The organism is Rhizobium sp. WSM1328, from assembly GCF_057653715.1.
The window spans coordinates 1,647,200-1,667,576 of sequence record NZ_CM172788.1; the positions used below are offsets into that span (position 1 = coordinate 1,647,200).

Sequence of the window (20,377 nt, forward strand, 5' to 3'; positions counted from 1 at the left end):
GGGCGTGGAACTGTGGGTGGCTTTTCGCATTCGTGGTTTATGCAATGTAAAACGCAAAATCGCGTCACAATGGTCCAGGTGAGGAAATGAAGGTATCTTTTGTTGTCGTCCTGTCGGCAGCGGCGCTTCTCTCAGGCGTTTCCGCCGAGGCCCAAGTAGACAGCGGCGGTTTTGACGCTCGCGGCATCTGTCGCCGTCCTGAAGGCTGCGTGGTCGACCACGGTCAAGGCGGCAGCTACAACGGGCCACGTAACTATCGCAATTTCAACGGCCGGAATGAGCGCGATGGGAGGAACGACCGCGAGCGGGATAATCGGCGCTACCGTTCTCAGAACAGGAGCGAGAATTTCGACGCCGGAACCAGCCGCCTTGTCGCAGGCCTTGAGATTGGGCTGCAAATTCGCGTCTAGTTGGATCTGAGTTCGCTTTCCTCGAAAGTTCCGCCGTGGTCCGGATCGAGGCCGGTCGTCATCAGCAGGCTGCAGGCGGCAAGGAGAAGGACGAGCTTCACTGCGTAGGACGCCACGGAGGCCGGTTGTCGAGGGCCCGGTGATACGCGAGACGGCGCTATATAGTACTGGTAATAGAAGTAAGGATCGTCCGTTTCCAGCAGGTTCTGGTGGACGTGCGGCGGAATATCCGCATGTTTCACCGGCGGAGAACCAGGGAATTTTACATGCAGATCCCGGGTTTCGGCGTCGTATGCTGCACGCACGCGCTTCGATTTGAGGGCAGCCCAATCCATCTCAAGCTCCTATACCCTCCCGCGGGTAATTGAGTCCCGGACGGTGATCGAAGTCAAGTCAAGAATTTGTTTCAAATGCCATCATTGGCAGGAAATGGGGCATCGTCACGGCCGCGGAAATTCCAGCCCGCGCCCGCTCCGTTTCGGGATGGAAAAATGGTCGTTTCGGCAGCTGCCGAATAGCGTTTTTCCGAAATGCCCTCTTGCGATTTCCTTACGATCATTCTAAACGCTCGCCACGGCTCAGATAACGAGCGCGTGAGGCCTCGTGGCGGAGTGGTGACGCAGAGGACTGCAAATCCTTGTACCCCGGTTCAATTCCGGGCGAGGCCTCCAACATCTTTTCACCACAGCGATAAACTATTGCAAAAGCCTCGATAATTTTCGAGGTGTGGCCGCTTGGACTTGAATCGTTCCGCCACGCCAAAGGCAGGGTGTGGCAATGTGTTCCCGGTTTATCCGTTCGCCACGGCGCTTTCGTCGGTCAGCGCAAGCAGTTTGGTACCGACGCCATCCCAGTTGATTCCCGCGACAAGTCTGTCGTGCCAGGCGCGCGCGATCGGCATTTTCGTATAAATTCTTGAGGTCTTTCCATCGCCCCAGCCGAGCATCGCCTCGAGCATGCTGCCGGTCGCTTCGTTACAAGCGACCAACAGCATGCTCGAGGTCGCTTCGTTACAAGCGACGTCGGTCGCGAGGCTCTGCCGAACAGAATTGGCGGTGAGATGGTCGAGGCCGGCAAGCGAAGCTTGAACATGTCCCTGCGACGGTGCTGCGGGCCGAGCTGCGAGACATCAGGCACTCGGAAGCCGGTGAATATCAAAATAGCGACACACAGAGTGGCCTTAGAGCGCGATCATGGTGTTCGATGATCTGAGAGCCAGCTCCTTGGGCGTCGCCGTCGCGTGGCCGTCTGTAAGGACGGCGAAAGGTTCGACGAGGCGGGCTGCGCGGCATGATGGACAGGGTCAAGCGAAAGACGACGGCGGTTCCCTATGACGGCAGGCGGAGGGACGTCGTCTGATTACAGCTGACGCTGATCGCCGAGATCGAATACAGGGCATGGACGGATGACGGCAAGCTCCGCCAGTTCAGGGGGCTTCGCGAGCTGCAGGACAATGCGGCGATTTATGAGATCGACTAGCGTTCAACGCGGGTGACGAATGCCAGAAGACGCGATAGGATGCTAAGCTTGTACGGGATTCCTATTGTTTCTTTGCCGAGCTTTGTGAGCCGCCAACCCGTGACGTAACTCCACCCGCCACCAGGACTATGAATGGTGACGAGGCCAAGATCGCATGCGCGATTTACAACAGTTTTGTCGTAGTCTTCCCATTCCCCGTCAGTCATGAGACAGCAGAGATCGACTTCCTTCGCAGTCATATACAGAAGCTGAATAACATCCTCGTCCAGTGACGCTATGGCAGCCGCAGAGGACATGCCTGCGTGATTAATTATGTTCATCAATTCTCCCCCACCCAAGTAATTAGCTACAGCCCACGCGAGTAATTTGCGCAAGCACTATTTCTGGACTTTTGTGACATTGGTTACCAAGTGCGCGGTTGTTCAACAGGTGTTTGAGTTTCAGAGATGATGTGCATCGGTGGGGACGATGCTGCCTTCGGAACCGGCATCTCTGCGAGCTTTGCATTCACTTGAGGTGTGGTAGGGTGTGGCAGCCGCCGTTGATTTCCAATGAGAAATATTTTGGCGGAGGTGTGGCGATAATCTCGGTGACCATTTGACTCCGCCCGCTTGCGTCCTTCCCGGGCGAGGCCTCGAACATCTTCCGCATGACATAATCTATGTGAAACGCTGCTGGCTCAGCGGTGCGGCATTGGCGTTTGCGATGCTACCAGACCCGCTGGCCGGGCGAAAAATCGAACTGTAACGGATTGATTCCCGTGAGGCGGTAGAGCGCCTTCAGGCCGCCTTTCCGGATTTGCGCCTGATATTGCAGATCGCTCAATTCGGGGCCGTTATCGATTTCGGGGCCGGCGCCGAGAAGCCGCCGCATGCCTTGCGGCGAAATGCGGGTGAAGCTGCGAATGTCACCGCTGCTGTATTTGATCAGCAGCAGGCGGGCATCGGCATTGTAGTGAAGCGCTTCTATGCCGCGCGATTGGATCATGAAGGTTTGCATGCGCACACCCATAGCGCAAGGCGAGGGCGCCGCAACAAAATGGTTGACGTAACGTTAATGCGCGTGCGGCTGTCGGGGCTGGATTTCAACGGAAACGAACGTATGTCAGGCCTGCGCCGGGCATCATTGCCGCAGACGCCATGCAGGGGTATCTCCGAGCGAGTTTCGTCGCCCTATCGCTTCCAAGTCGTTTCGCCGTCCAACAGCCCGCAGCAGAATATGCCGATGAGCGCTGCGACGATGAAGAAATCGAACAGCGTGAAATACTCGAAAATCGCAGACATGGCCTGCTCCTCCTATTTCCTCCGCTGCAGATCATAACATGAAGGGCTAAAAGATTCCACGCTGGAGTTGCAGCGTCCATCCCGCCCCTGTGGCGCGGAGGAGGCGCCTACCGGATTCTTTTCGCCGGCGCCTGCCAAGCCTTGAAAGCATCCGTGGCGGGGATTAAGAGACGAGGGACAGGAACCGCTTTTCAAGAGCGAGAGGACATGATGGATTTCGAAGCAGCTCGCGTAAAGATGGTCGATACCCAGGTTCGCACGACGGACGTTACCTCGCATTCCGTGCTGACGGCGTTTCTCACGGTGCCGCGTGAGGCTTTCGTTCCGGAGAAGGCGAAGCTGCTGGCTTACATCGACAACGATGTCGAGATCTCCGCAGCCGCATCGGGAAAGCCGGCCCGCTTCCTGATGGAAGCGTCGCCCCTCGCCAAGCTGTTGCAGCTGGCCGCGATCACCAAGGACGACTTCGTGCTCGAGGTTGGATGCGGCACGGGTTACACTTCGGCGCTGTTGTCGATCGTTGCCGGCTCCGTCATCGCGCTCGAATGCGACGAGACGCTGGCCACTGAAGCGAAGGCGCAACTTGCCGGCTACGCCAAGGTCGAGGTCGTGGCCGGCCCGCTCGAAAACGGCTACGCTGCCGGCGCTCCCTATGATCTGATCTTCATCAACGGCGCGGTCGAAGAGGTTCCGGCCGCCCTTCTCGGTCAATTGCGCGATGGTGGCCGTCTGATCACCGTCGAAGGTTACGGCAATGCCGCTCGCGCCAAGGTCTTCGTCGCCGAGCGCGGCGCCATTTCGGAAAACGTCTTCTTCAACGCCTCGGTCAAGCCGCTGCCGGGCTTCGCCAAGGCGCGCGAATTCGTTTTCTGACATCGTTCTTGTCTATGACGTTCAGCGACGGGCGCCATGGGCGCCCGTTTTTTTCAGCGCCGCTGGAAAGCCTTCACAAACACCGCCTATCCTGACGCCGCCACGGCGGATCGGACGGATGTTATGCGCTTCAAATACTGTTTCATGAAATGTCGCCGCCGCAAAATCGCGATAGGCTTTGCGGGTGGCAAACATCAGGTAACAAAACTGTGCATGGCCGCATTCATTTGATTCGCGATGATTTTTTTCACGCCTGGGGTATTCTAAGGTCGTGGTGATTCGGATGAATGCTCCACACCATCCGGTCGTTGTTTTGGGATAACGGGGATAGAAATGGCTCAGCCAAGCGTAGCGCGTGAACCGTCCATGGAAGAAATTCTGGCCTCCATCCGCCAGATCATCGAAAGCAATGAGCCCGGCGCCGGCAAGGCGATTTCCGCGTCCCTGCCGCCGGTCTACGGCGCCGACGAGGATGACAACGGCTCCGAAATTCATCTGACGGTCGACGATACCTATGCCGGCGTGGAATTCCCCGAACCGGTCATGCGCTCCTCCGATCCGCGTTTCGTCGCCGCCAATTCGGCCGGCACCGCCCCCGAAGCAGAAGTGCCGGCCCGTGCTATGTCGCTGGCCGATGTCGCCGCCCGCGTGCGCGCCGCCTCCGAGCGCAGCGCCGTGCAGGCCGGTCAAGCTTTGCGCGAAATTCCGAGCGGCTTCCGTCAGCCCGAACCGCAGCCTTCCGTGATGCCGGAACCGCCGCGCACCGCGGCACCGCAACCGCAGCCGGCACAGCCTGTTTTCCCGAATGCCGCAGCGCCCGTTCAGCATGTCGCGATCCAGCAGCCGGCCGAGCCGGTGTTTACGGAAACGCAAAGGGTCGCCGTCGCCGAGCCTGCGCCTGCCGTCGAAACAACGCTGCCGGCCATGGAACCCGCTCAGTCTTCGACCGACCGTTTCCTGCCAAGCGTCATGGACGAGGCCCAGCCGACGCTGCTTTCGGAGGATGCCGGCCTGCAGATCAGCCGCTCCTTCGAAGAGCTCGCCGCCGCGATCGACGGTGCCGAGCGCCGCTCGCTGGACGAGATCGCAGAGGACATGCTGCGCCCGATGCTGCGCGAATGGCTTGATGATAATCTGCCGACACTGGTCGAGCGGTTGGTGCGCGAAGAAATTGAGCGCGTGGCGCGCGGCCCGCGCCGCTGATCGGATTGCTTTTTCTTGAAAAGCCGCTCCGGTCTCCGGGGCGGCTTTTTTATTGACTTGGTCGTGACCATCCTATTTACAAACGGCCATCCTCGAACTTCGAAATTGGTCAGAAAATGCTCGACAAGACCTATGATTCCGCCGCCGTCGAACCGAAAATCGCCGCGAAATGGGATGAGGCGGACGCTTTCCGCGCCGGCGCGAACGCCAGACCGGGGGCCGAGACCTTCGCCATCGTGATCCCGCCGCCGAATGTCACCGGTTCGCTGCACATGGGGCACGCACTGAACAACACGCTGCAGGACATCCTGGTGCGCTTCGAGCGCATGCGCGGCAAGGACGTGCTCTGGCAGCCGGGCATGGACCACGCCGGCATCGCCACGCAGATGGTCGTCGAGCGCAAGCTGATGGAACAGCAACTGCCGGGCCGCCGCGACATGGGCCGCGAAGCCTTCATCGACAAGATTTGGGAGTGGAAGGCGGAATCGGGCGGCCTGATCTTCAACCAGCTGAAGCGTCTTGGTGCGTCATGCGATTGGTCGCGCGAACGTTTCACCATGGACGAGGGCCTGTCGAAGGCGGTTATCGAAGTTTTCGTCACGCTCTACAAGGAAGGTCTGATCTACAAGGACAATCGCCTGGTCAATTGGGATCCGAAGCTGCTGACGGCGATTTCCGATATCGAAGTCGAGCAGCACGAGGTCAAGGGCAATCTCTGGCACCTGCGCTATCCATTGGAAAAGGGCGTAACCTACCAATATCCGATTGCATTTGATGAGGAAGGCAAGCCGACCGAATTCGAGACGCGCGATTATGTGGTCGTCGCAACGACACGACCTGAGACCATGCTGGGCGATACCGGTGTTGCCGTCAATCCGAAGGACGAACGCTATCAGGGCATTGTCGGCAAGCATGTCATTCTGCCGATCGTCGGTCGCAGAATTCCGATCGTTGCCGACGATTATGCCGATCCGGCTGCCGGCACCGGCGCGGTGAAGATAACGCCCGCGCACGATTTCAACGACTTCGACGTCGGCAAGCGTGCAGGTCTTCGCGTCATCAATATCATGACCGGCGACGGCACGATCACCATCAAGGACAATGAGGACTTTCTCGAAGGTCTCGACAATCCGGCGGCGCTGCACGGCGCCTGGGACCGCCTGGAAGGGCAGGACCGCTTCTATGCGCGCAAGGTGATCGTCGAGATTTTCGAAGAGGCGGGCCTCGTCGACAAGATCGAGCCGCACAAGCATATGGTCCCGCACGGCGATCGCGGTGGCGTGCCGATCGAGCCGCGGCTGACCGAACAATGGTATGTCGATGCCAAGACGCTCGCCGAGCCGGCGATCGCCTCGGTCCGCGAGGGCCGCACCAAGATGGTGCCGAAGAGCTGGGACAAGACCTATTACGAATGGATGGAAAATATCCAGCCCTGGTGCGTCTCCCGCCAGCTCTGGTGGGGGCATCAGATTCCCGCCTGGTACGGCCCGGACGGCCAGGTCTTCGTCGAAAAGACCGAGGAAGAGGCGCTGCAGGCGGCGATCCAGCACTACCTCTCGCATGAGGGGCCGATGAAGGCCTATGTCGATGACCTGCTCGAAAACTTCAAGCCGGGCGAAATCCTGACGCGTGACGAGGACGTGCTCGACACCTGGTTCTCCTCAGCACTCTGGCCTTTCTCGACGCTCGGCTGGCCGGACGAGACGCCGGAGCTGGCGCGTTATTACCCGACCAACGTTCTCGTCACCGGCTTCGACATCATCTTCTTCTGGGTCGCGCGCATGATGATGATGGGCCTGCACCTTATGAAGGATGAGGATGGCGAACCCGTCGAGCCCTTCGAGACCGTCTATGTCCACGCGCTGGTGCGCGACAAGAATGGGCAGAAGATGTCGAAATCGAAGGGCAACGTCATCGATCCCTTGGAACTGATCGACGAATACGGCGCCGACGCGCTGCGGTTCACCCTGGCGATCATGGCGGCGCAGGGCCGCGACGTGAAGCTCGATCCGGCCCGCATCGCCGGCTACCGCAATTTCGGCACCAAGCTCTGGAACGCCACACGCTTCGCCGAGATGAACGGCGCGAAGAGCGATCCGCATTTCGTGCCCGAAGCCGCCGAGCTCACCATCAACCGCTGGATCCTGACGGAACTTGCCCGTACGGAACGTGACGTTACGGAAGCGCTCGAAGCCTTCCGCTTCAATGATGCTGCCGGCGCGCTCTACCGCTTCGTTTGGAACGAGGTCTGCGACTGGTATCTCGAACTGTTGAAGCCGGTCTTCAATGGTGAGGACGAGGGCGCCAAGGCCGAAGCCCAGGCCTGCAGCGCTTATATTCTCGAAGAGATCTACAAGCTGCTGCATCCCTTCATGCCCTTCATGACCGAAGAGCTTTGGGCCCATACGGCAGGCGAAGGCAAAGAGCGCGACACATTGGTCTGCCACGCCGAATGGCCGGCGCCGTCCTACGCCGATGACGGGGCCGCCGACGAGATCAACTGGCTGATCGACCTCGTTTCCGGCATCCGCTCGGTGCGTGCTGAGATGAACGTGCCGCCATCGGCGACAGCCCCGCTCGTCGTCGTCAAGGCCAACAACCTGACGCGTGAAAGGCTGTTCCGCCACGACGCCGCCATCAAGCGCCTTGCGCGCGTCGAGGCGATATCGCTGGCTGACGATGCGCCGAAGGGTGCCGCTCAGATCGTCATCGCCGAGGCCACCATCTGCCTGCCGCTCGGCAATCTGATCGACCTTTCCGCCGAAAAGGCTCGTTTGGAAAAGGCGATTGCCAAGATGGAGGGCGAGATCTCCCGCATAGACGGCAAACTCTCCAACGAGAAGTTCGTCGCCAACGCCAATCCTGAAGTGGTCGAGGCCGAGCGCGATCGTCTCGAGGAACTGAAGGGGCAGATCGCAAGCCTGGGGATCGCTCTTTCCAGGGTAAGCGAAGCCGGGTAAGTTTCGCCGATCCTTTTTGGTAAGTTATTTCAAAGACGCGCCCTCTGCCGGCGCGTCTTTTTTTGTTGTGATTCGTGCGGTTCGCGCATGAAACGGCGCTTTTTCAGCATTCATCCTGTGGATTGCTCTCATGCGAACCTCCAGAGGGCGAAAACTGCCACTGTTGTCGGATTGATACATCCTCTGCAATGTTTGGAATGAAAACCCAAAAGCCCACCTGAAATTCGACAGGTCTGGAATAAAATTTTATTAACCAGGTTTTTTGACGTGTCCGTCAATTTCTTTACGTAAGTTAGCCACTGCAATGCCTGGGAGCGCTGCCGTAGGGCGCGTTGCCATATCACGCGAACACTTACTAGAGTGGGGTCACATCAATTGCTGGAGTGGGGGAGACACAATGGCATCTCGTAGGTTTTCCAAGGGCATAACATCGCTCGTTCTTCTTTCGTCGCTTGCATCGCCGTCCTTCGCCGGTGGTCTGGAGCGCGGCGGATATAATATCGACCTTCTCTTCGACAATTCGAGGTTCGCCGTCCAGTCCGGCGCGACCTATGTCATGCCACAGCGCAAGCTGAAAAACGTCAAGGACACCGATGCCACCGATGGCCTCGGCACCAACGGCATTGGCGGCGGCTCGACCACGGCGGATGATACCGAGGATTACTGGGTCCCCTATCTCGGGGTGAAGGTTGGTCTCGGCGACTCCATCGACTGCATGGGCGATTTTTCGACACCCTTCGGTGCACATACCAATCCCGGCGCTGACTGGCTGGGCGTCAACGACAACATCGAAACCAAGATCAGCACCCGCAACTACGGCGCCACCTGCTCCTATCGTTTCGATATGGGCCCCGGCCAGCTCCGCCTGATCGGCGGCGGCTTCTATCAGACGGTCGATGGTTTCAAGACACGCCTCGTCGCGCCGATCACAGGGGCGGCCGCGCTGGTCTATGACGGCACCGGTCGTCTCGACCTTGCCGACCAGGCCATGGGATGGCGGGCGGGCATCGCCTACGAAATCGAGGAATATGCCTTCCGCGCCAGCCTGGTCTATAACAGCAAGGTCAAGTATGACGATCTCACCGGCACGGTCGACCTGACAGAGGTGCCGAAGGCCGTCAGTCCCACCAATCCCTACCTCGGCGTCGTGACGCCGGTCTACGGCTCGGCCGAGGCGCCGGATTCCGTCGAGCTCAAGTTGCAGAGCGGCATTGCGCCCGATTGGCTCGCCTTCGGTTCGGTCAAGTGGACGAACTGGAGCGTGCTGCAGTCGATCGCCTTCTGCCCGAAGGCCACTAAGGGCGTCGTCGCCTGCTCCGCCAGCAGCCAGCTCACCTCGCTCGATCTCTTCTATCGCGACGGTTGGACGGTCAGCGGCGGCGTCGGCCACAAATTCAACGAGCAATGGGCCGGCGCCCTCAGCCTGACTTGGGATCGCGGCACGAGCCAGGGCTACGGCGCCCAGACCGACACATGGACGCTCGGTGCAGGTGTTTCTTATACCCCGGTGGAGAATGTCGAATGGCGTCTGGCCGGCGCGCTCGGCATCATGACCGGCGGAGAATCCGGCACCTACGTCTATAATGGCCGGACCTACGGCAACGACGTCTCCTATTCCTTTGGCGACGATCTGCTTGCAGCCCTTTCCACCAGCGTAAAGGTCAAGTTCTGATCCTGCGACCCAAGTAGAAGTCTGAGAGCCCGGCAATTGCCGGGCTTTTCTTTGGGCAGTTCGCAAGTCAAACGGCGTCCTGATTTGTGACGATTCAGCAACACATTTTTACGACGTTTGGCGTATGGTGGTGGTGGGGCGAATTTGTCCATTTCCCGCCACAAAGAGGGCGCAGCGCTATTTGCGGGCGAGGTGATGGCAGGCATGCGGTGCGTGTAAATAGTAGTATGGGTCGATTTTTTTCCGGTAACACCAGGTCGTACGGCGCGATTGGCGACAGTCGTTTGATTGCGGTCGTTTCGCTTTCCGAACAAGGCTGTTCGGGCTGCCGATCCAGCCTCGCGATGAAGTCGTCGATCCATGCATTGTCGTTATTTTTGACCCGCTCGGATGAGCAGCCCGGCTGCGCCGGACATGTCGATACCGGTTTCGTCACATTTTCTGTTTACGAATACGACAAAGGCGGGAAGGCGGATGCCGCGCCTGCCGAACGAATGCCACGGAGATTGCAGTCGAGCCATGCCGGGAGCCGGGTGGTTCGGAAGGATGTGCTGAGAATACCGCCTTTGAGAAAAGGCCAGTGGGCTGGATGCGACGCGGGCAAAGGAGCCATGGAGCTCGCCGCGGGATCGCTCGCCTCGAAGGAATACATCCGCGGGATGCACGGCATGAGCGCCGTTGCCGCCTGCCTGGGATGAACGAAAGAAATCGGTTGAAATGGTGACGTCCGAGTTCAAACTTTTCAAATTCATGCTGATGGGCATGTCGATAGCCGTAGCGCTGGCGCTGTCCGGTCCATGCCGCGCATTCGACATTAAAGGTGGCGTCAGCAAGGAATCCGGACCCTTCGACCTCTTCAAGTTCGGCTTCAAGGCCTATAAGAACGGACAGAAGGAAGAGGCGGTCGAAGCCTATAAATACGCCGCCGAAAAGGGCCACACCGGCTCGCGCTGGGCGCTCGCCAACATGTATGCCGATGGCGACGGTGTCACGCAGGATGATTTCGAAGCCTTCAAGATCTACAGCGAGATCGCCCAGCAGGGCGTCGAACCCGGTTCGGAAGACACGGGCTTCTTCGTCAACGCGCTGCTCTCGCTCGCCAGCTATTACAAGCACGGCATTGCCGACAGTCCGGTCAGGATCGACCTCAGCCAGGCGCGCCAGCTTTATTTTCAGGTGGCTTCCACCTTTGGTGTCCCCGAGGCGCAGTTTCAGCTGGCGCAGATGATGCTGGCCGGCGAGGGCGGCAATGCCAGCCCGCAGCAGGCGAAGAAATGGCTGAACCAGGCCCGCAAGAGCGGCCATCCCGGCGCCATGGCGGTCTTCGGCAATATTCTTTTCGACGAAGGCCAGACGGCCCGCGGTCTGGCGCTGATGACGGCAGCACTCGACCGTTGCAAGCCCAAGGACTGCGGCTGGATGGAAGCGCTGCAGGAACAGGCCTTCTCGGTTGCCAACGAGGCCGACCGCCGCACGGCGGTATCGCTGTCGCACACCATCGCGAGCGGTACCGACGACTGAGGTGAGGCGGAAGGCTTCAGCCCGCGAAATCGAAATAGGCGATGACAGGCACGTGGTCGGACGGCTTTTCCCAGGCCCGCACATGTTTTTCGATCGCAGCTGACGTCATCCTGTCGGCAGCTTCTGGCGACAGCAGCAGATGGTCGATGCGGATGCCATTATTCTTCGGCCAGGCGCCGGCCTGATAATCCCAGAAGGAATAGAGCTGCGTCGCATCCGTCGTGGCGCGCAGCGCATCCGTCAGGCCGAGATTTTCGAGCCTGCGGAACGCCTCCCGTGTCTGCGGCAGAAACAGTGCATCGTTTTCCCAGACCTTGGGATCGAAGCAGTCGTGCGGTTCCGGGATGACATTGTAATCGCCGGCAAGAACCAGCATCTCTTCATAGGCCAGCCGTTCGGCGGCGAACGTCCGCAGGCGCTCCATCCAGGCGAGCTTGTAAGGATATTTCTCCGTTTCGACAGGATTGCCGTTCGGCAGGTAGAGGCAGCAGACGCGCAGGATTCGCGTGTCGGACAGGGTGAACGCCGCTTCGAGGAAACGCGCCTGTTCGTCCAGCGGATCGCCGGGAAGGCCGCGGTTCACTTCGAAAGGTGAATTTTTGGAGAGAATCGCGACGCCATTGAAGCCCTTCTGGCCGTGCGTCTCGACGTGATACCCAAGCGCCTCGATCTCCAGCCGCGGGAAACCTTCGTCGACCGTCTTGATCTCCTGCAAGCAGACGATATCCGGATCGGAATCCTTCAGCCATTGCGTGAGATTGTCGATGCGCGCCTTGACGCCGTTGATGTTCCAAGTCGCGATCTTCATCTCTTCGCCCTGTTCGCTGCGTGCGCTTCTTTTATCGCGGTCTTTCGCCGGCGGACAAGACGATAAACCGGCCGGAAGCAAAACTTCGGCCGGTTCGATGGGGACAATGCCGTGCGTTCAGATATTCAGATCGAGAAACTGGTGCCGCAGCCGCAGCTTGCCACCGCATTCGGGTTCTTGATCTGGAAGGACTGGCCAAGCAGATTGTCGACGAAGTCGATCTCCGAGCCCGCCATGTAGACGAGCGAAAGGCTGTCGATCAGCACCTTTGCATCGTTCTTTTCGACGATGATGTCGTCGTCGCCGGCACCGTCGGCAAGATCGAACTTGTAGGAAAAGCCCGAACAGCCGCCGCCTTCGACGGAAACGCGCAAGGCGCTCTTGCCGGTTTCAGCGCCGACGATCGCAGCGATACGCTTTGCCGCGGCATCTGAAAGGGTTACACTGGTATCCGTCATGTTTCCTCCTGCCGGGGTCAAGATCCGGAGAGAATGGGTTTTGGCACTTGAATGTTCAAATGCCTGATATCAAAGAAACTTACCATGATATTCGCGAAAAGGCGATGATGCGCCGAAGCGGTTAAGAAAGCGCCTCTTTGCCGTTTCATCGACCTATAGGTATGAAGGGCGATAAGCGGCGTCAATGGGTAGATGCGGCAACATGCAGGATGACGGTGAAGAATGACGATCGATACGCGTGCTTTGGGTTTCGGCAGCAGTGAGAGGGCGGTCTTTGCGGCCGACCCCTGGACGACGCGCGGGCGGCTCTATCAGGAGGACGGTAGCCCGACGCGCTCCGATTTCCAGCGCGACCGCGACCGCATCGTCCACACCACCGCCTTCCGCCGGCTGAAGCACAAGACCCAGGTCTTCATCGCCCAGGACGGCGATCATTACCGAACCCGGCTAACGCACACGATCGAGGTGGCGCAGATCGCTCGCGCGCTTGCCCGCGCCCTGAAGCTCGACGAGGATCTGGCCGAAGGCGTGGCGCTCGTGCACGATTTCGGCCATACGCCGTTCGGTCATACTGGCGAGGACGCGCTGCACGAAGTGCTGCTGCCCTATGGCGGCTTCGACCACAATGCCCAATCGCTGCGCATCGTGACCAAACTGGAGAGGCGTTATGCCGAATTCGACGGCATCAACCTGACATGGGAAAGCCTCGAAGGTCTCGTCAAGCACAATGGCCCGCTTCTGACGCCGGATGGAGTAGGCACGCGCGGTCCCGTGCCGCAGCCGATCCTCGATTATTGCGAGCTGCACGATCTCGAGCTTGCAACCTATGCCAGCCTTGAGGCCCAGGTCGCGGCGATCGCCGACGACATCGCCTACAATACCCACGATATCGACGACGGCCTGCGCTCCGGCTACTTGACTTTCGATATGCTGGAGGAAATCCCGTTTCTTGCCGGGCTGATGGCCGAGGTGAGGGCGCGATATCCGCATCTGGAGCCGAGCCGCTTCACCCATGAGATCATGCGCCGCCAGATTACCCGCATGGTTGAAGACGTGATCGGCGTCGCGCAGCAGCGCCTGTCGCTGCTGCGCCCTGAGAGCGCTGCCGACATCCGCGCTGCCGGCCAGGTTATCGCCACCTTTTCCGAGGGGATGGCCGAGACCGACAGGCAGATCAAGGCGATGCTCTTCAAACGCATCTACCGCAATCCCGATATCATGCGCATCCGCGCCGGTGCCGCCCAGATCGTCACCGATCTCTTTGCCGCCTACATGGCCAATCCCAAGGAGATGCAGAGCCATTACTGGGTAGATCATATCGCCGGCCTGGCCGATGCGCCGAAGGCCCGCCATGTCGGCGATTATCTCGCCGGCATGACCGATACCTATGCGATCAGCGCCCATAGGCGGTTGTTTGACCACACTCCGGATTTGCGATAGGCAGCGGTCGCCCACGCCGAGGGCCGATTTGAGCCTTTGGCACAGCCTATGCATGGAAGAGTGCGATGAACCTTTTTACCGACTTCGAAACCCGGATCAAAACCGCCCTTGAACAGATCGATCTGGTCAGGGAAAAGCGATCTGAGCTCGATTTCGGCCGCATCACCGTCGAGCCGCCGCGTGACGCGAGCCATGGCGATGTGGCGACCAATGCCGCAATGGTGCTGGCAAAAGTGCTCGGAACCAACCCGCGCGCGCTGGCCGACGTCATCATCACCAAGCTCAAGGAAGATGCTGACGTCGCCGATGTCTCGGTCGCGGGGCCCGGCTTCATCAACATCCGTCTCGCCGTCGGCTACTGGCAGCGGCTCCTCGCCTCGATGATCGGCGCCGGCACCGATTACGGCCGCTCGTCGCTCGGCAAGGGCAAGAAGGTCAATGTCGAATATGTCTCGGCCAATCCGACCGGACCCATGCATGTCGGCCATTGCCGTGGCGCCGTCGTCGGTGACGCGCTTGCCAACCTGCTCGCTTTTGCCGGTTACGGTGTCGAGAAGGAATATTACATCAACGATGCCGGCTCGCAGATCGACGTGCTCGCCCGTTCCGTCTTCCTGCGCTACCGCGAAGCGCTCGGCGAAAAGATCGGCGAAATCCCCTCGGGTCTCTATCCCGGCGACTATTTGGTGCCCGTCGGCCAGTCGCTTGCCGCCGATTACGGCGTGCGGCTGCACAACATGCCGGAAGACCAATGGATGCCGATCGTCAAGGACCGCACGATCGACGCGATGATGGTGATGATCCGCGACGATCTGGCGGCGCTGAACGTCCATCACGACGTGTTCTTCTCCGAACGCACCCTGCATGCCAATGGTGCGGCCGCGATCCGCACGGCGATCAACGACCTGACCTTCAAGGGGTATGTCTACAAGGGCACGCTGCCGCCGCCGAAGGGCCAGCTTCCCGAGGACTGGGAAGATCGCGAACAGACACTGTTCCGTTCGACCGAGGTGGGCGACGATATCGACCGGCCGCTGATCAAGTCGGACGGCTCCTACACCTATTTCGCCGCCGACGTCGCCTACTTCAAGAACAAGTTCGACCGTGGTTTCGACGAGATGATCTATGTGCTTGGCGCCGACCATGGCGGCTACGTCAAGCGCCTGGAAGCGGTTGCACGTGGCGTTTCGGATGGTCAGGCGAAGCTGACGGTCCTGCTCTGCCAGCTCGTCAAGCTCTACCGCAACGGCGAGCCGGTGAAGATGTCGAAACGCTCGGGCGATTTCGTTACGCTTCGGGACGTCGTCGAAGAAGTCGGCCGTGATTCGGTCCGGTTCATGATGCTTTACCGCAAGAATTCCGAGCCGCTCGACTTCGATTTCGCCAAGGTGACCGAACAGTCGAAAGATAATCCTGTTTTTTACGTGCAGTATGCGCATGCTCGCTGTATGTCGGTCTTCCGGCAGGCGAGGGAGGCCTTTGCCGACCTTGATGTTTCGCCGGAAAATCTCGCGAAAACCGTTGCAGGCATTGGCGATCCGGCCGAATTGCAGCTCGTCGCCAAGCTTGCTGAATTCCCGCGTATCGTTGAGGCGGCGGCCCAGTCGCAGGAGCCGCATCGCGTCGCTTTTTACCTCTACGACGTCGCCAGTTCCTTCCACGCGCACTGGAACAAAGGTAAAGATCAGCCGGAATTACGATTTGTTAATGATAAAAACCGAGAATCAAGTATTGCCAGACTTGGGCTGGTGTACGCCGTCGCGTCGGTTTTGAAGTCGGGACTCGCCATTACAGGCACTGCCGCACCGGACGAAATGCGATAACGTCACCATTTCCCCACAATGCGCTGGCATTTGAGCGTTGGCGTTTGCGAGTGGGAATAAGCATGGCTGATAAACAACTTGCGTATGATACGCGCGGAAAAAACGACCTGTTTTCCGACGATGATCCGTTGGCTGAACTTGCCCGGATCGTCGGCTTCGAGCCGCGTGTTGCGGCGAATACGGTGACTGAGACCGCACGCCGCGAGCCCGCCCTCGATCTCGAAGACGAGCTTGGGCGCGAGTTCGACCGCTACGATTCGCCACGTCCGCTCGCAGAGCTCGATCGGCCGGCCGAGCCGATCTCTGATGATCTCACGCCTGAAGATTACGTCGAGCCCGTTCTCGATGCTTCTCCCACTGCCGAACATGCGGAGGCTCCTGAGCCGGTTTCGGCTTCCGTCGCCGCCTTTGAGGCTGAAGAAGCAGCTTTGCCCGCCGCAGGCAATGGCGACGCATCTGTCGCCGACTGGGCGGAGCAGCTTTCTCCCGAGCCCGATGCGTCGGTGCAATCGGCCTTCGGCGGTGCGCGCGACCTGATCGAGGAGCTTGAGCTGTCGATCGGCGCAGCACCCGTCTCTTCGCTGGCGCAGCCCACCAAGGCGCCGCAATGGTCGGCTGCCAGCATCAGGCTGCCGCTTGCCAATTTCCATGCTCCGAAGCGCGAGGAACCGGTTGTTTTGCCGGAACCTGTGGCCGAAACGGTCGCGGCACCGGTTGCTGAAGCACCGTCCGCCGATCTTCCTGTAGTCGAGCCCCAATCTGTCATCGAGCCGCCGGCGCTTGTCGCCGCTGTCGAGCCTTCCGAGGAATTCGAATCCGCTTCGCCGTCACTTGGCTTTCCCGCCGAGCTCGATCGCCATGATGAGGTGATCGCGCCGGAAGAGACCGCCGAGGCCGAAGAATTCGTCGAAGTCGAGGAAGAGCTGGAGGATTTCGGGTCCGACGCCGGTTTCGATCTCATCGCCGCCGCCGTCGAAGGCGAGATCCAGGCCGATGCCGCGCTGACCGAGGTCGTGCCTGATGTTCCGCACACCGCCGGCACGTTCGATCTCGACGATCTGCTCGCCGACGTCTCGCGTTATCCGGTACCGCAACGTGCCAATCCGGCGCCCGTCTCGCCGCAGCCCGCATCGATCGAGGCAGCGCCCGTTCCGGCCGCCCCTGTGGCCGCCGAACCTGTTCAGTCCGAGGTGATCGCGCCCCCGCCGCTCGCCGCGGCACCCGTCCGGCCTGCTCCGGTCGAGCCGGCAACGGTCTATGCCGAAGCCGCAAGACCGGTCGCGCCGCAGCTTGCCGAGGTCGTTACGCCCCAGCCTGCCGCAACGGCATATTCGCCGGCGCCGCAGCCGGTACCGGAAGCCGACGACCCCTTCGCCGGCCATGATTTCGAACTGGATCTTGCCGGCATCGAGCTGGAACTCACCGATCTCGATTTCTCCGAGCCGTCCGAGCCGGCACCGCAGCCTGAGCCGCCAGCCCCGGCTCCCCAGCAGGCCGCGGCCGTCGCTCCTCGGTCCGCCGCTCCAGTGTTTGCTCCCGAGCCACCGGCTCCTGCTTTTGAGCAGGCCGCTGCCGCTCCTGCACGGTCCGCTCCGGCCTTCGTTCCCGAACCGCAGGCTCCAGCTCCGGCTTTCAACTGGGCGCCTGTCTCGGACTCGACCGAAGACCTGCCATTCGATCCGGCGATGATCTCGGATCCGGAGGATCGTCCCGAGGCCGTCGACGACATGCACGTGCCGGCGCTGCCGCCGGTCGAGCAGCCCGCGCCGGTCGCGAAATCTGCGGATTTCGATTTCGATCTCGACGCCGAGATCGCCAGCTTCTTTGAACCGGCCAAACCGCGGCAAACGCCGGCGCCGGTCAGGGATACCGCCGCCGCTGCCGCAAAGCCGGTCAAGCCCACCATCGCCGATGGCCTCGATGATTTCGAACGGGCGCTGGAGGAGGATTTCCGCCGCAGCGTGCGCGAGCCGGTCGAGCGCCGCGAGACCTCCGAGGTCCGTATCGAATCGGCAAGCCAGGCCGCTGATTTCAGCCGCGCCCGGTCGATGCGCCAGCTGCTTGCCGGGGCCGTCGTGCTCGTGGTCTTCGCCGGCGTCGGTTATGGCGTCTATTCCTCCGTCTGGAACGGCGAGGGCCTCGGCATTGTCGCGTCCGGCGAGCCGCGCGTGATCACCGCCGACAAAGAGCCGGTCAAGGTCGTTCCGGAAAATCCCGGCGGCAAGACCGTGCCCAACCAGGACAAGGCGGTCTACGACCGCGTTGCGGGTTCTGCCGAAGAGCCGAAGCAGAAGGCGCTCGTTTCTTCCGATGAGGCGCCCGTCGATGTCGTCCAGCGCACGCTGACACCGGAAGCGCTGCCCGAGGACGACGAGAACGCCAACGCTGACGATCAGGTCACGCCGACTGCGGTCGGTGAGACGGAGGATCCGCGTCTGCTGCCAACCCAGGACAACGCCGACAACGCTCCGGCAACCGACGCCGACAAGACGCCGTCCGTTTCTCCGCGCAAGGTTCGCACAATGATCGTCAAGCCTGACGGTACGTTGGTTGCCCGCGAGGAACCAGCGCCCGTCGACCAGCCGACACCGTCTGCCCAGGCGACGCAGTCTGCCCAGGCGACCCAGTCTGCCCAGGCGACGCCGCCGGCTCAGCCGCCGTTCACGGCTCCGTCGACCCCGCCCGTGCCGCCCGTCGGTGGAACGGCCGCAAGCTTCCCAGCAAGAGCCGAGGTTGCTTCCGCCGATGCGCGTTCCGCAGCCCCCGTCGAAACCGCGCCGGTACAGCCGCCGCTCGCCGGCAGTGCTGACGCACAGGCCGCAAATCCCGCTCAGGTCGCTCCGCCGGTGCGTCCGGTCAAGACCTCGGCCACTGCCGATACCGCTCCAATCCCGACCGCCCGTCCGGTTGACCAGCCCGTCAACGTCGTAGGCACAGTGACCGAGAAGGGCAATGTCCGCCCGCCTGCCCAGCAGCCGAAGCCCACACAGCAGCCGAAGACGACTGAAGTCGCGGCCGCAGCACCTGTCGCCGCAAAGCCGCAGCAGGCCGCATCCGCCGGCGGCTACGGCATCCAGATCGCCTCGCTGCCTTCGGAAGACGAGGCGACCAAATCCTATGCCAACCTGTCGAAGAAATTCGCCAGCGTGCTTGGCGGCCGCAGCCACGAGATCCGCAGGGCCGATATCGCCGGCAAGGGCACTTTCTACCGTGTCCGCATTCCGGCCGGTTCCAAGGACGAGGCCGCAGCACTCTGCGAACAGTATCGCGCGGCGGGCGGAAGCTGCTTGATCTCCAAGTAAGGATCAGGTCCTGAATATGAGAGCGGCGGGCTGGATCGGTCCGCCGCTCTTTTTTGTGCATCGGGCCGAAAACCTGCTCCTGTAGAATGCTTCAATCTGACCAGGAAAGGCTCTAAGATTCGGATATGACCGAATCAAAAGCGATGATCCTTGGCTGCAACGGCCTTGCCCTCACTTCCGAAGAGAAGGCCTTTTACCGGGGCGAACGACCCTGGGGCTTCATCCTCTTCGGGCGCAACATCTCCGAAGCGCGGCAGATCGCCGACCTCGTCGCCGAACTGCGCGACAGCGTCGGCTGGCATGCGCCGGTGCTGATCGACCAGGAGGGCGGCCGCGTCCAGCGCATCCGTCCACCCGTTCTGGCGCGTTATCCTTCCGGCCAGGCGCTCGGCGAGCTCTATCGCCGCGATCGGGCACTCGGCCTGCGCGCCGCCTGGCTGATGTCACGGCTGCACGCCTTCGACCTTTCGAGCCTCGGCATCGATGTCGATTGCCTGCCGGTGCTGGATGTGCCGGTCGAGGGCAGCAGCAACGTCATCGGCGACCGCGCCTATGGCGCCGATCCCGAAACCGTCATCGCGATGGGAAGGGCGGCTGCCGAGGGGCTGAAGGCCGGCGGCCTGTTACCTGTCATGAAACATATGCCCGGCCATGGTCGCGGCTTTGCCGATTCACATCTGGAACTGCCTGTTGTCACCGTCTCGCGCGACGAGCTGGAGCTCCATGATTTTCCGCCTTTTGTCGCGATGAAGGACGAGTTGATGGCAATGACCTGCCATCTCGTCTTCACCGCCATCGACCCGGACAATCCGGCGACGTGCTCGCGCAAGGTGATCGACGGCATCATCCGCAAGCACATCGGCTTTAACGGTCTGCTGCTCTCCGACGACAGCTCGATGAACGCTCTTTCCGGCACGATCGGTGAACGCGCGGCGAATATCATTGCAGGCGGATGCGATATTGTGCTGCATTGCAACGGCAATATGGACGAGATGCTAGATGTCGTGGCAAATGTTCCGCCGCTCGCCGGCATATCGCTTGCCCGCGCAAAAGCGGTGGAAGCAGGATTCGCGGCGGCGGATACTTCAGATGAAGCGGAATTGAGGGCGGAATTCGAAGCGATGTTTGCGACGGTCTGATCGTAA

At 60.7% G+C, this 20,377-nt stretch carries 18 protein-coding genes, 1 tRNA gene and 1 pseudogene; 13 read left to right on the top strand and 7 right to left on the bottom strand.

Annotation, left to right across the window (positions count from 1 at the left end; all coding sequences use genetic code 11):
* Positions 1–86 precede the first annotated feature (86 nt).
* Positions 87–410, top strand: a complete 324-nt coding sequence (locus tag AC2444_RS08470; protein WP_012757222.1) for a hypothetical protein — start codon at positions 87–89, stop codon at positions 408–410.
* Here AC2444_RS08470 and AC2444_RS08475 read toward each other — a convergent pair.
* A complete protein-coding gene (locus AC2444_RS08475) occupies positions 407–745 on the bottom strand; it encodes a KTSC domain-containing protein (RefSeq protein ID WP_003538940.1) in 339 nt (112 codons plus the stop codon). The genes AC2444_RS08470 and AC2444_RS08475 overlap by 4 nt on opposite strands.
* Before the next feature lie 262 nt (positions 746–1,007).
* On the opposite strand from AC2444_RS08475, the gene AC2444_RS08480 reads away from it, so the two are divergent.
* Positions 1,008–1,081, top strand: a tRNA-Cys gene (locus AC2444_RS08480).
* A 119-nt stretch (positions 1,082–1,200) separates the two neighbouring features.
* Here the strand turns inward: AC2444_RS08480 and AC2444_RS08485 are convergent.
* Positions 1,201–1,404: a hypothetical protein gene (locus AC2444_RS08485; protein WP_012757223.1), complete on the bottom strand. Its 204-nt coding sequence runs from the start codon at positions 1,402–1,404 to the stop codon at positions 1,201–1,203.
* A 287-nt stretch (positions 1,405–1,691) separates the two neighbouring features.
* Here AC2444_RS08485 and AC2444_RS08490 point away from each other — a divergent pair.
* Positions 1,692–1,889, top strand: a pseudogene (locus AC2444_RS08490) (non-homologous end-joining DNA ligase); the annotation flags it as partial.
* On the opposite strand, the gene AC2444_RS08495 reads toward AC2444_RS08490, so the two are convergent.
* Both AC2444_RS08495 and AC2444_RS08500 read right to left on the bottom strand, forming a co-directional pair.
* On the bottom strand, positions 1,886–2,209 hold the full coding sequence (locus tag AC2444_RS08495; RefSeq protein WP_012757224.1) for a hypothetical protein: 324 nt from the start codon (positions 2,207–2,209) through the stop codon (positions 1,886–1,888). The pseudogene AC2444_RS08490 and the gene AC2444_RS08495 overlap by 4 nt on opposite strands.
* Before the next feature lie 388 nt (positions 2,210–2,597).
* Entirely contained in the window at positions 2,598–2,900 is a 303-nt protein-coding gene (locus AC2444_RS08500; RefSeq protein ID WP_012757225.1) for a hypothetical protein, read from the bottom strand.
* A 479-nt stretch (positions 2,901–3,379) separates the two neighbouring features.
* On the opposite strand from AC2444_RS08500, the gene AC2444_RS08505 reads away from it, so the two are divergent.
* Positions 3,380–4,045 carry a protein-L-isoaspartate O-methyltransferase family protein gene (locus AC2444_RS08505; protein WP_171815684.1) on the top strand — a complete coding sequence of 222 codons (666 nt, stop codon included), beginning with the start codon at positions 3,380–3,382 and terminating at the stop codon, positions 4,043–4,045.
* 21 nt (positions 4,046–4,066) lie between these two features.
* Here the strand turns inward: AC2444_RS08505 and AC2444_RS08510 are convergent, their stop codons facing one another.
* Positions 4,067–4,240, bottom strand: a complete 174-nt coding sequence (locus AC2444_RS08510; protein WP_164902756.1) for a hypothetical protein — start codon at positions 4,238–4,240, stop codon at positions 4,067–4,069.
* 138 nt (positions 4,241–4,378) lie between these two features.
* Between AC2444_RS08510 and AC2444_RS08515 the strand changes: the two genes are divergently transcribed.
* The 5 genes from AC2444_RS08515 to exoR all read left to right on the top strand — a co-directional run bounded on the left by AC2444_RS08515 (position 4,379) and on the right by exoR (position 11,401).
* Complete coding sequence (locus AC2444_RS08515; RefSeq protein WP_012757227.1) at positions 4,379–5,248, top strand: DUF2497 domain-containing protein; 870 nt, start codon at positions 4,379–4,381, stop codon at positions 5,246–5,248.
* A gap of 116 nt (positions 5,249–5,364) precedes the next feature.
* On the top strand, positions 5,365–8,208 hold the full coding sequence (locus AC2444_RS08520; RefSeq protein ID WP_128449069.1) for a valine--tRNA ligase: 2,844 nt from the start codon (positions 5,365–5,367) through the stop codon (positions 8,206–8,208).
* A 397-nt stretch (positions 8,209–8,605) separates the two neighbouring features.
* The gene (locus tag AC2444_RS08525) at positions 8,606–9,880 is read left to right on the top strand and encodes an OmpP1/FadL family transporter (RefSeq protein ID WP_012757229.1); all 1,275 of its coding nucleotides are present in this window, start codon (positions 8,606–8,608) and stop codon (positions 9,878–9,880) included.
* 86 nt (positions 9,881–9,966) lie between these two features.
* Entirely contained in the window at positions 9,967–10,578 is a 612-nt protein-coding gene (locus AC2444_RS08530; RefSeq protein ID WP_244432252.1) for a hypothetical protein, read from the top strand.
* 19 nt (positions 10,579–10,597) lie between these two features.
* Positions 10,598–11,401, top strand: coding sequence for an exopolysaccharide production regulator ExoR (gene exoR / locus AC2444_RS08535; RefSeq protein WP_012757230.1), 804 nt, complete (start codon positions 10,598–10,600; stop codon positions 11,399–11,401).
* A gap of 16 nt (positions 11,402–11,417) precedes the next feature.
* Here exoR and xth read toward each other — a convergent pair whose 3' ends face one another.
* Positions 11,418–12,209, bottom strand: a complete 792-nt coding sequence (xth, locus tag AC2444_RS08540) for an exodeoxyribonuclease III (RefSeq protein WP_012757231.1) — start codon at positions 12,207–12,209, stop codon at positions 11,418–11,420.
* Between the two features lie 125 nt (positions 12,210–12,334).
* On the bottom strand, positions 12,335–12,667 hold the full coding sequence (gene erpA / locus AC2444_RS08545; RefSeq protein WP_012757232.1) for an iron-sulfur cluster insertion protein ErpA: 333 nt from the start codon (positions 12,665–12,667) through the stop codon (positions 12,335–12,337).
* A gap of 222 nt (positions 12,668–12,889) precedes the next feature.
* On the opposite strand from erpA, the gene AC2444_RS08550 reads away from it, so the two are divergent.
* The 4 genes from AC2444_RS08550 (at position 12,890) to nagZ (ending at position 20,371) form a co-directional block, all read left to right on the top strand.
* Positions 12,890–14,107 carry a deoxyguanosinetriphosphate triphosphohydrolase gene (locus AC2444_RS08550; RefSeq protein WP_012757233.1) on the top strand — a complete coding sequence of 406 codons (1,218 nt, stop codon included), beginning with the start codon at positions 12,890–12,892 and terminating at the stop codon, positions 14,105–14,107.
* A 65-nt stretch (positions 14,108–14,172) separates the two neighbouring features.
* Positions 14,173–15,930: an arginine--tRNA ligase gene (gene argS / locus AC2444_RS08555; RefSeq protein ID WP_128449071.1), complete on the top strand. Its 1,758-nt coding sequence runs from the start codon at positions 14,173–14,175 to the stop codon at positions 15,928–15,930.
* A 62-nt stretch (positions 15,931–15,992) separates the two neighbouring features.
* Positions 15,993–19,232, top strand: coding sequence for an SPOR domain-containing protein (locus AC2444_RS08560; protein ID WP_012757235.1), 3,240 nt, complete (start codon positions 15,993–15,995; stop codon positions 19,230–19,232).
* 125 nt (positions 19,233–19,357) lie between these two features.
* Positions 19,358–20,371, top strand: coding sequence for a beta-N-acetylhexosaminidase (gene nagZ / locus AC2444_RS08565; protein ID WP_012757236.1), 1,014 nt, complete (start codon positions 19,358–19,360; stop codon positions 20,369–20,371).
* Positions 20,372–20,377 lie beyond the last annotated feature (6 nt).

Bases quoted from the DNA above. Each gene is read 5' to 3' on its own strand.
- nagZ (WP_012757236.1), top strand. From the start codon at position 19,358: ATGACCGAATCAAAAGCGATGATCCTTGGCTGCAACGGCCTTGCCCTC.
- AC2444_RS08560 (WP_012757235.1), top strand. From the start codon at position 15,993: ATGGCTGATAAACAACTTGCGTATGATACGCGCGGAAAAAACGACCTG.
- AC2444_RS08470 (WP_012757222.1), top strand. From the start codon at position 87: ATGAAGGTATCTTTTGTTGTCGTCCTGTCGGCAGCGGCGCTTCTCTCA.
- erpA (WP_012757232.1), bottom strand. From the start codon at position 12,667: ATGACGGATACCAGTGTAACCCTTTCAGATGCCGCGGCAAAGCGTATC.
- AC2444_RS08550 (WP_012757233.1), top strand. From the start codon at position 12,890: ATGACGATCGATACGCGTGCTTTGGGTTTCGGCAGCAGTGAGAGGGCG.
- exoR (WP_012757230.1), top strand. From the start codon at position 10,598: ATGGTGACGTCCGAGTTCAAACTTTTCAAATTCATGCTGATGGGCATG.
- AC2444_RS08495 (WP_012757224.1), bottom strand. From the start codon at position 2,209: ATGAACATAATTAATCACGCAGGCATGTCCTCTGCGGCTGCCATAGCG.
- AC2444_RS08515 (WP_012757227.1), top strand. From the start codon at position 4,379: ATGGCTCAGCCAAGCGTAGCGCGTGAACCGTCCATGGAAGAAATTCTG.
- xth (WP_012757231.1), bottom strand. From the start codon at position 12,209: ATGAAGATCGCGACTTGGAACATCAACGGCGTCAAGGCGCGCATCGAC.
- AC2444_RS08525 (WP_012757229.1), top strand. From the start codon at position 8,606: ATGGCATCTCGTAGGTTTTCCAAGGGCATAACATCGCTCGTTCTTCTT.
- AC2444_RS08485 (WP_012757223.1), bottom strand. From the start codon at position 1,404: ATGCTGTTGGTCGCTTGTAACGAAGCGACCGGCAGCATGCTCGAGGCG.
- AC2444_RS08505 (WP_171815684.1), top strand. From the start codon at position 3,380: ATGATGGATTTCGAAGCAGCTCGCGTAAAGATGGTCGATACCCAGGTT.
- AC2444_RS08520 (WP_128449069.1), top strand. From the start codon at position 5,365: ATGCTCGACAAGACCTATGATTCCGCCGCCGTCGAACCGAAAATCGCC.
- AC2444_RS08510 (WP_164902756.1), bottom strand. From the start codon at position 4,240: ATGTTTGCCACCCGCAAAGCCTATCGCGATTTTGCGGCGGCGACATTT.
- AC2444_RS08500 (WP_012757225.1), bottom strand. From the start codon at position 2,900: ATGGGTGTGCGCATGCAAACCTTCATGATCCAATCGCGCGGCATAGAA.
- argS (WP_128449071.1), top strand. From the start codon at position 14,173: ATGAACCTTTTTACCGACTTCGAAACCCGGATCAAAACCGCCCTTGAA.
- AC2444_RS08475 (WP_003538940.1), bottom strand. From the start codon at position 745: ATGGATTGGGCTGCCCTCAAATCGAAGCGCGTGCGTGCAGCATACGAC.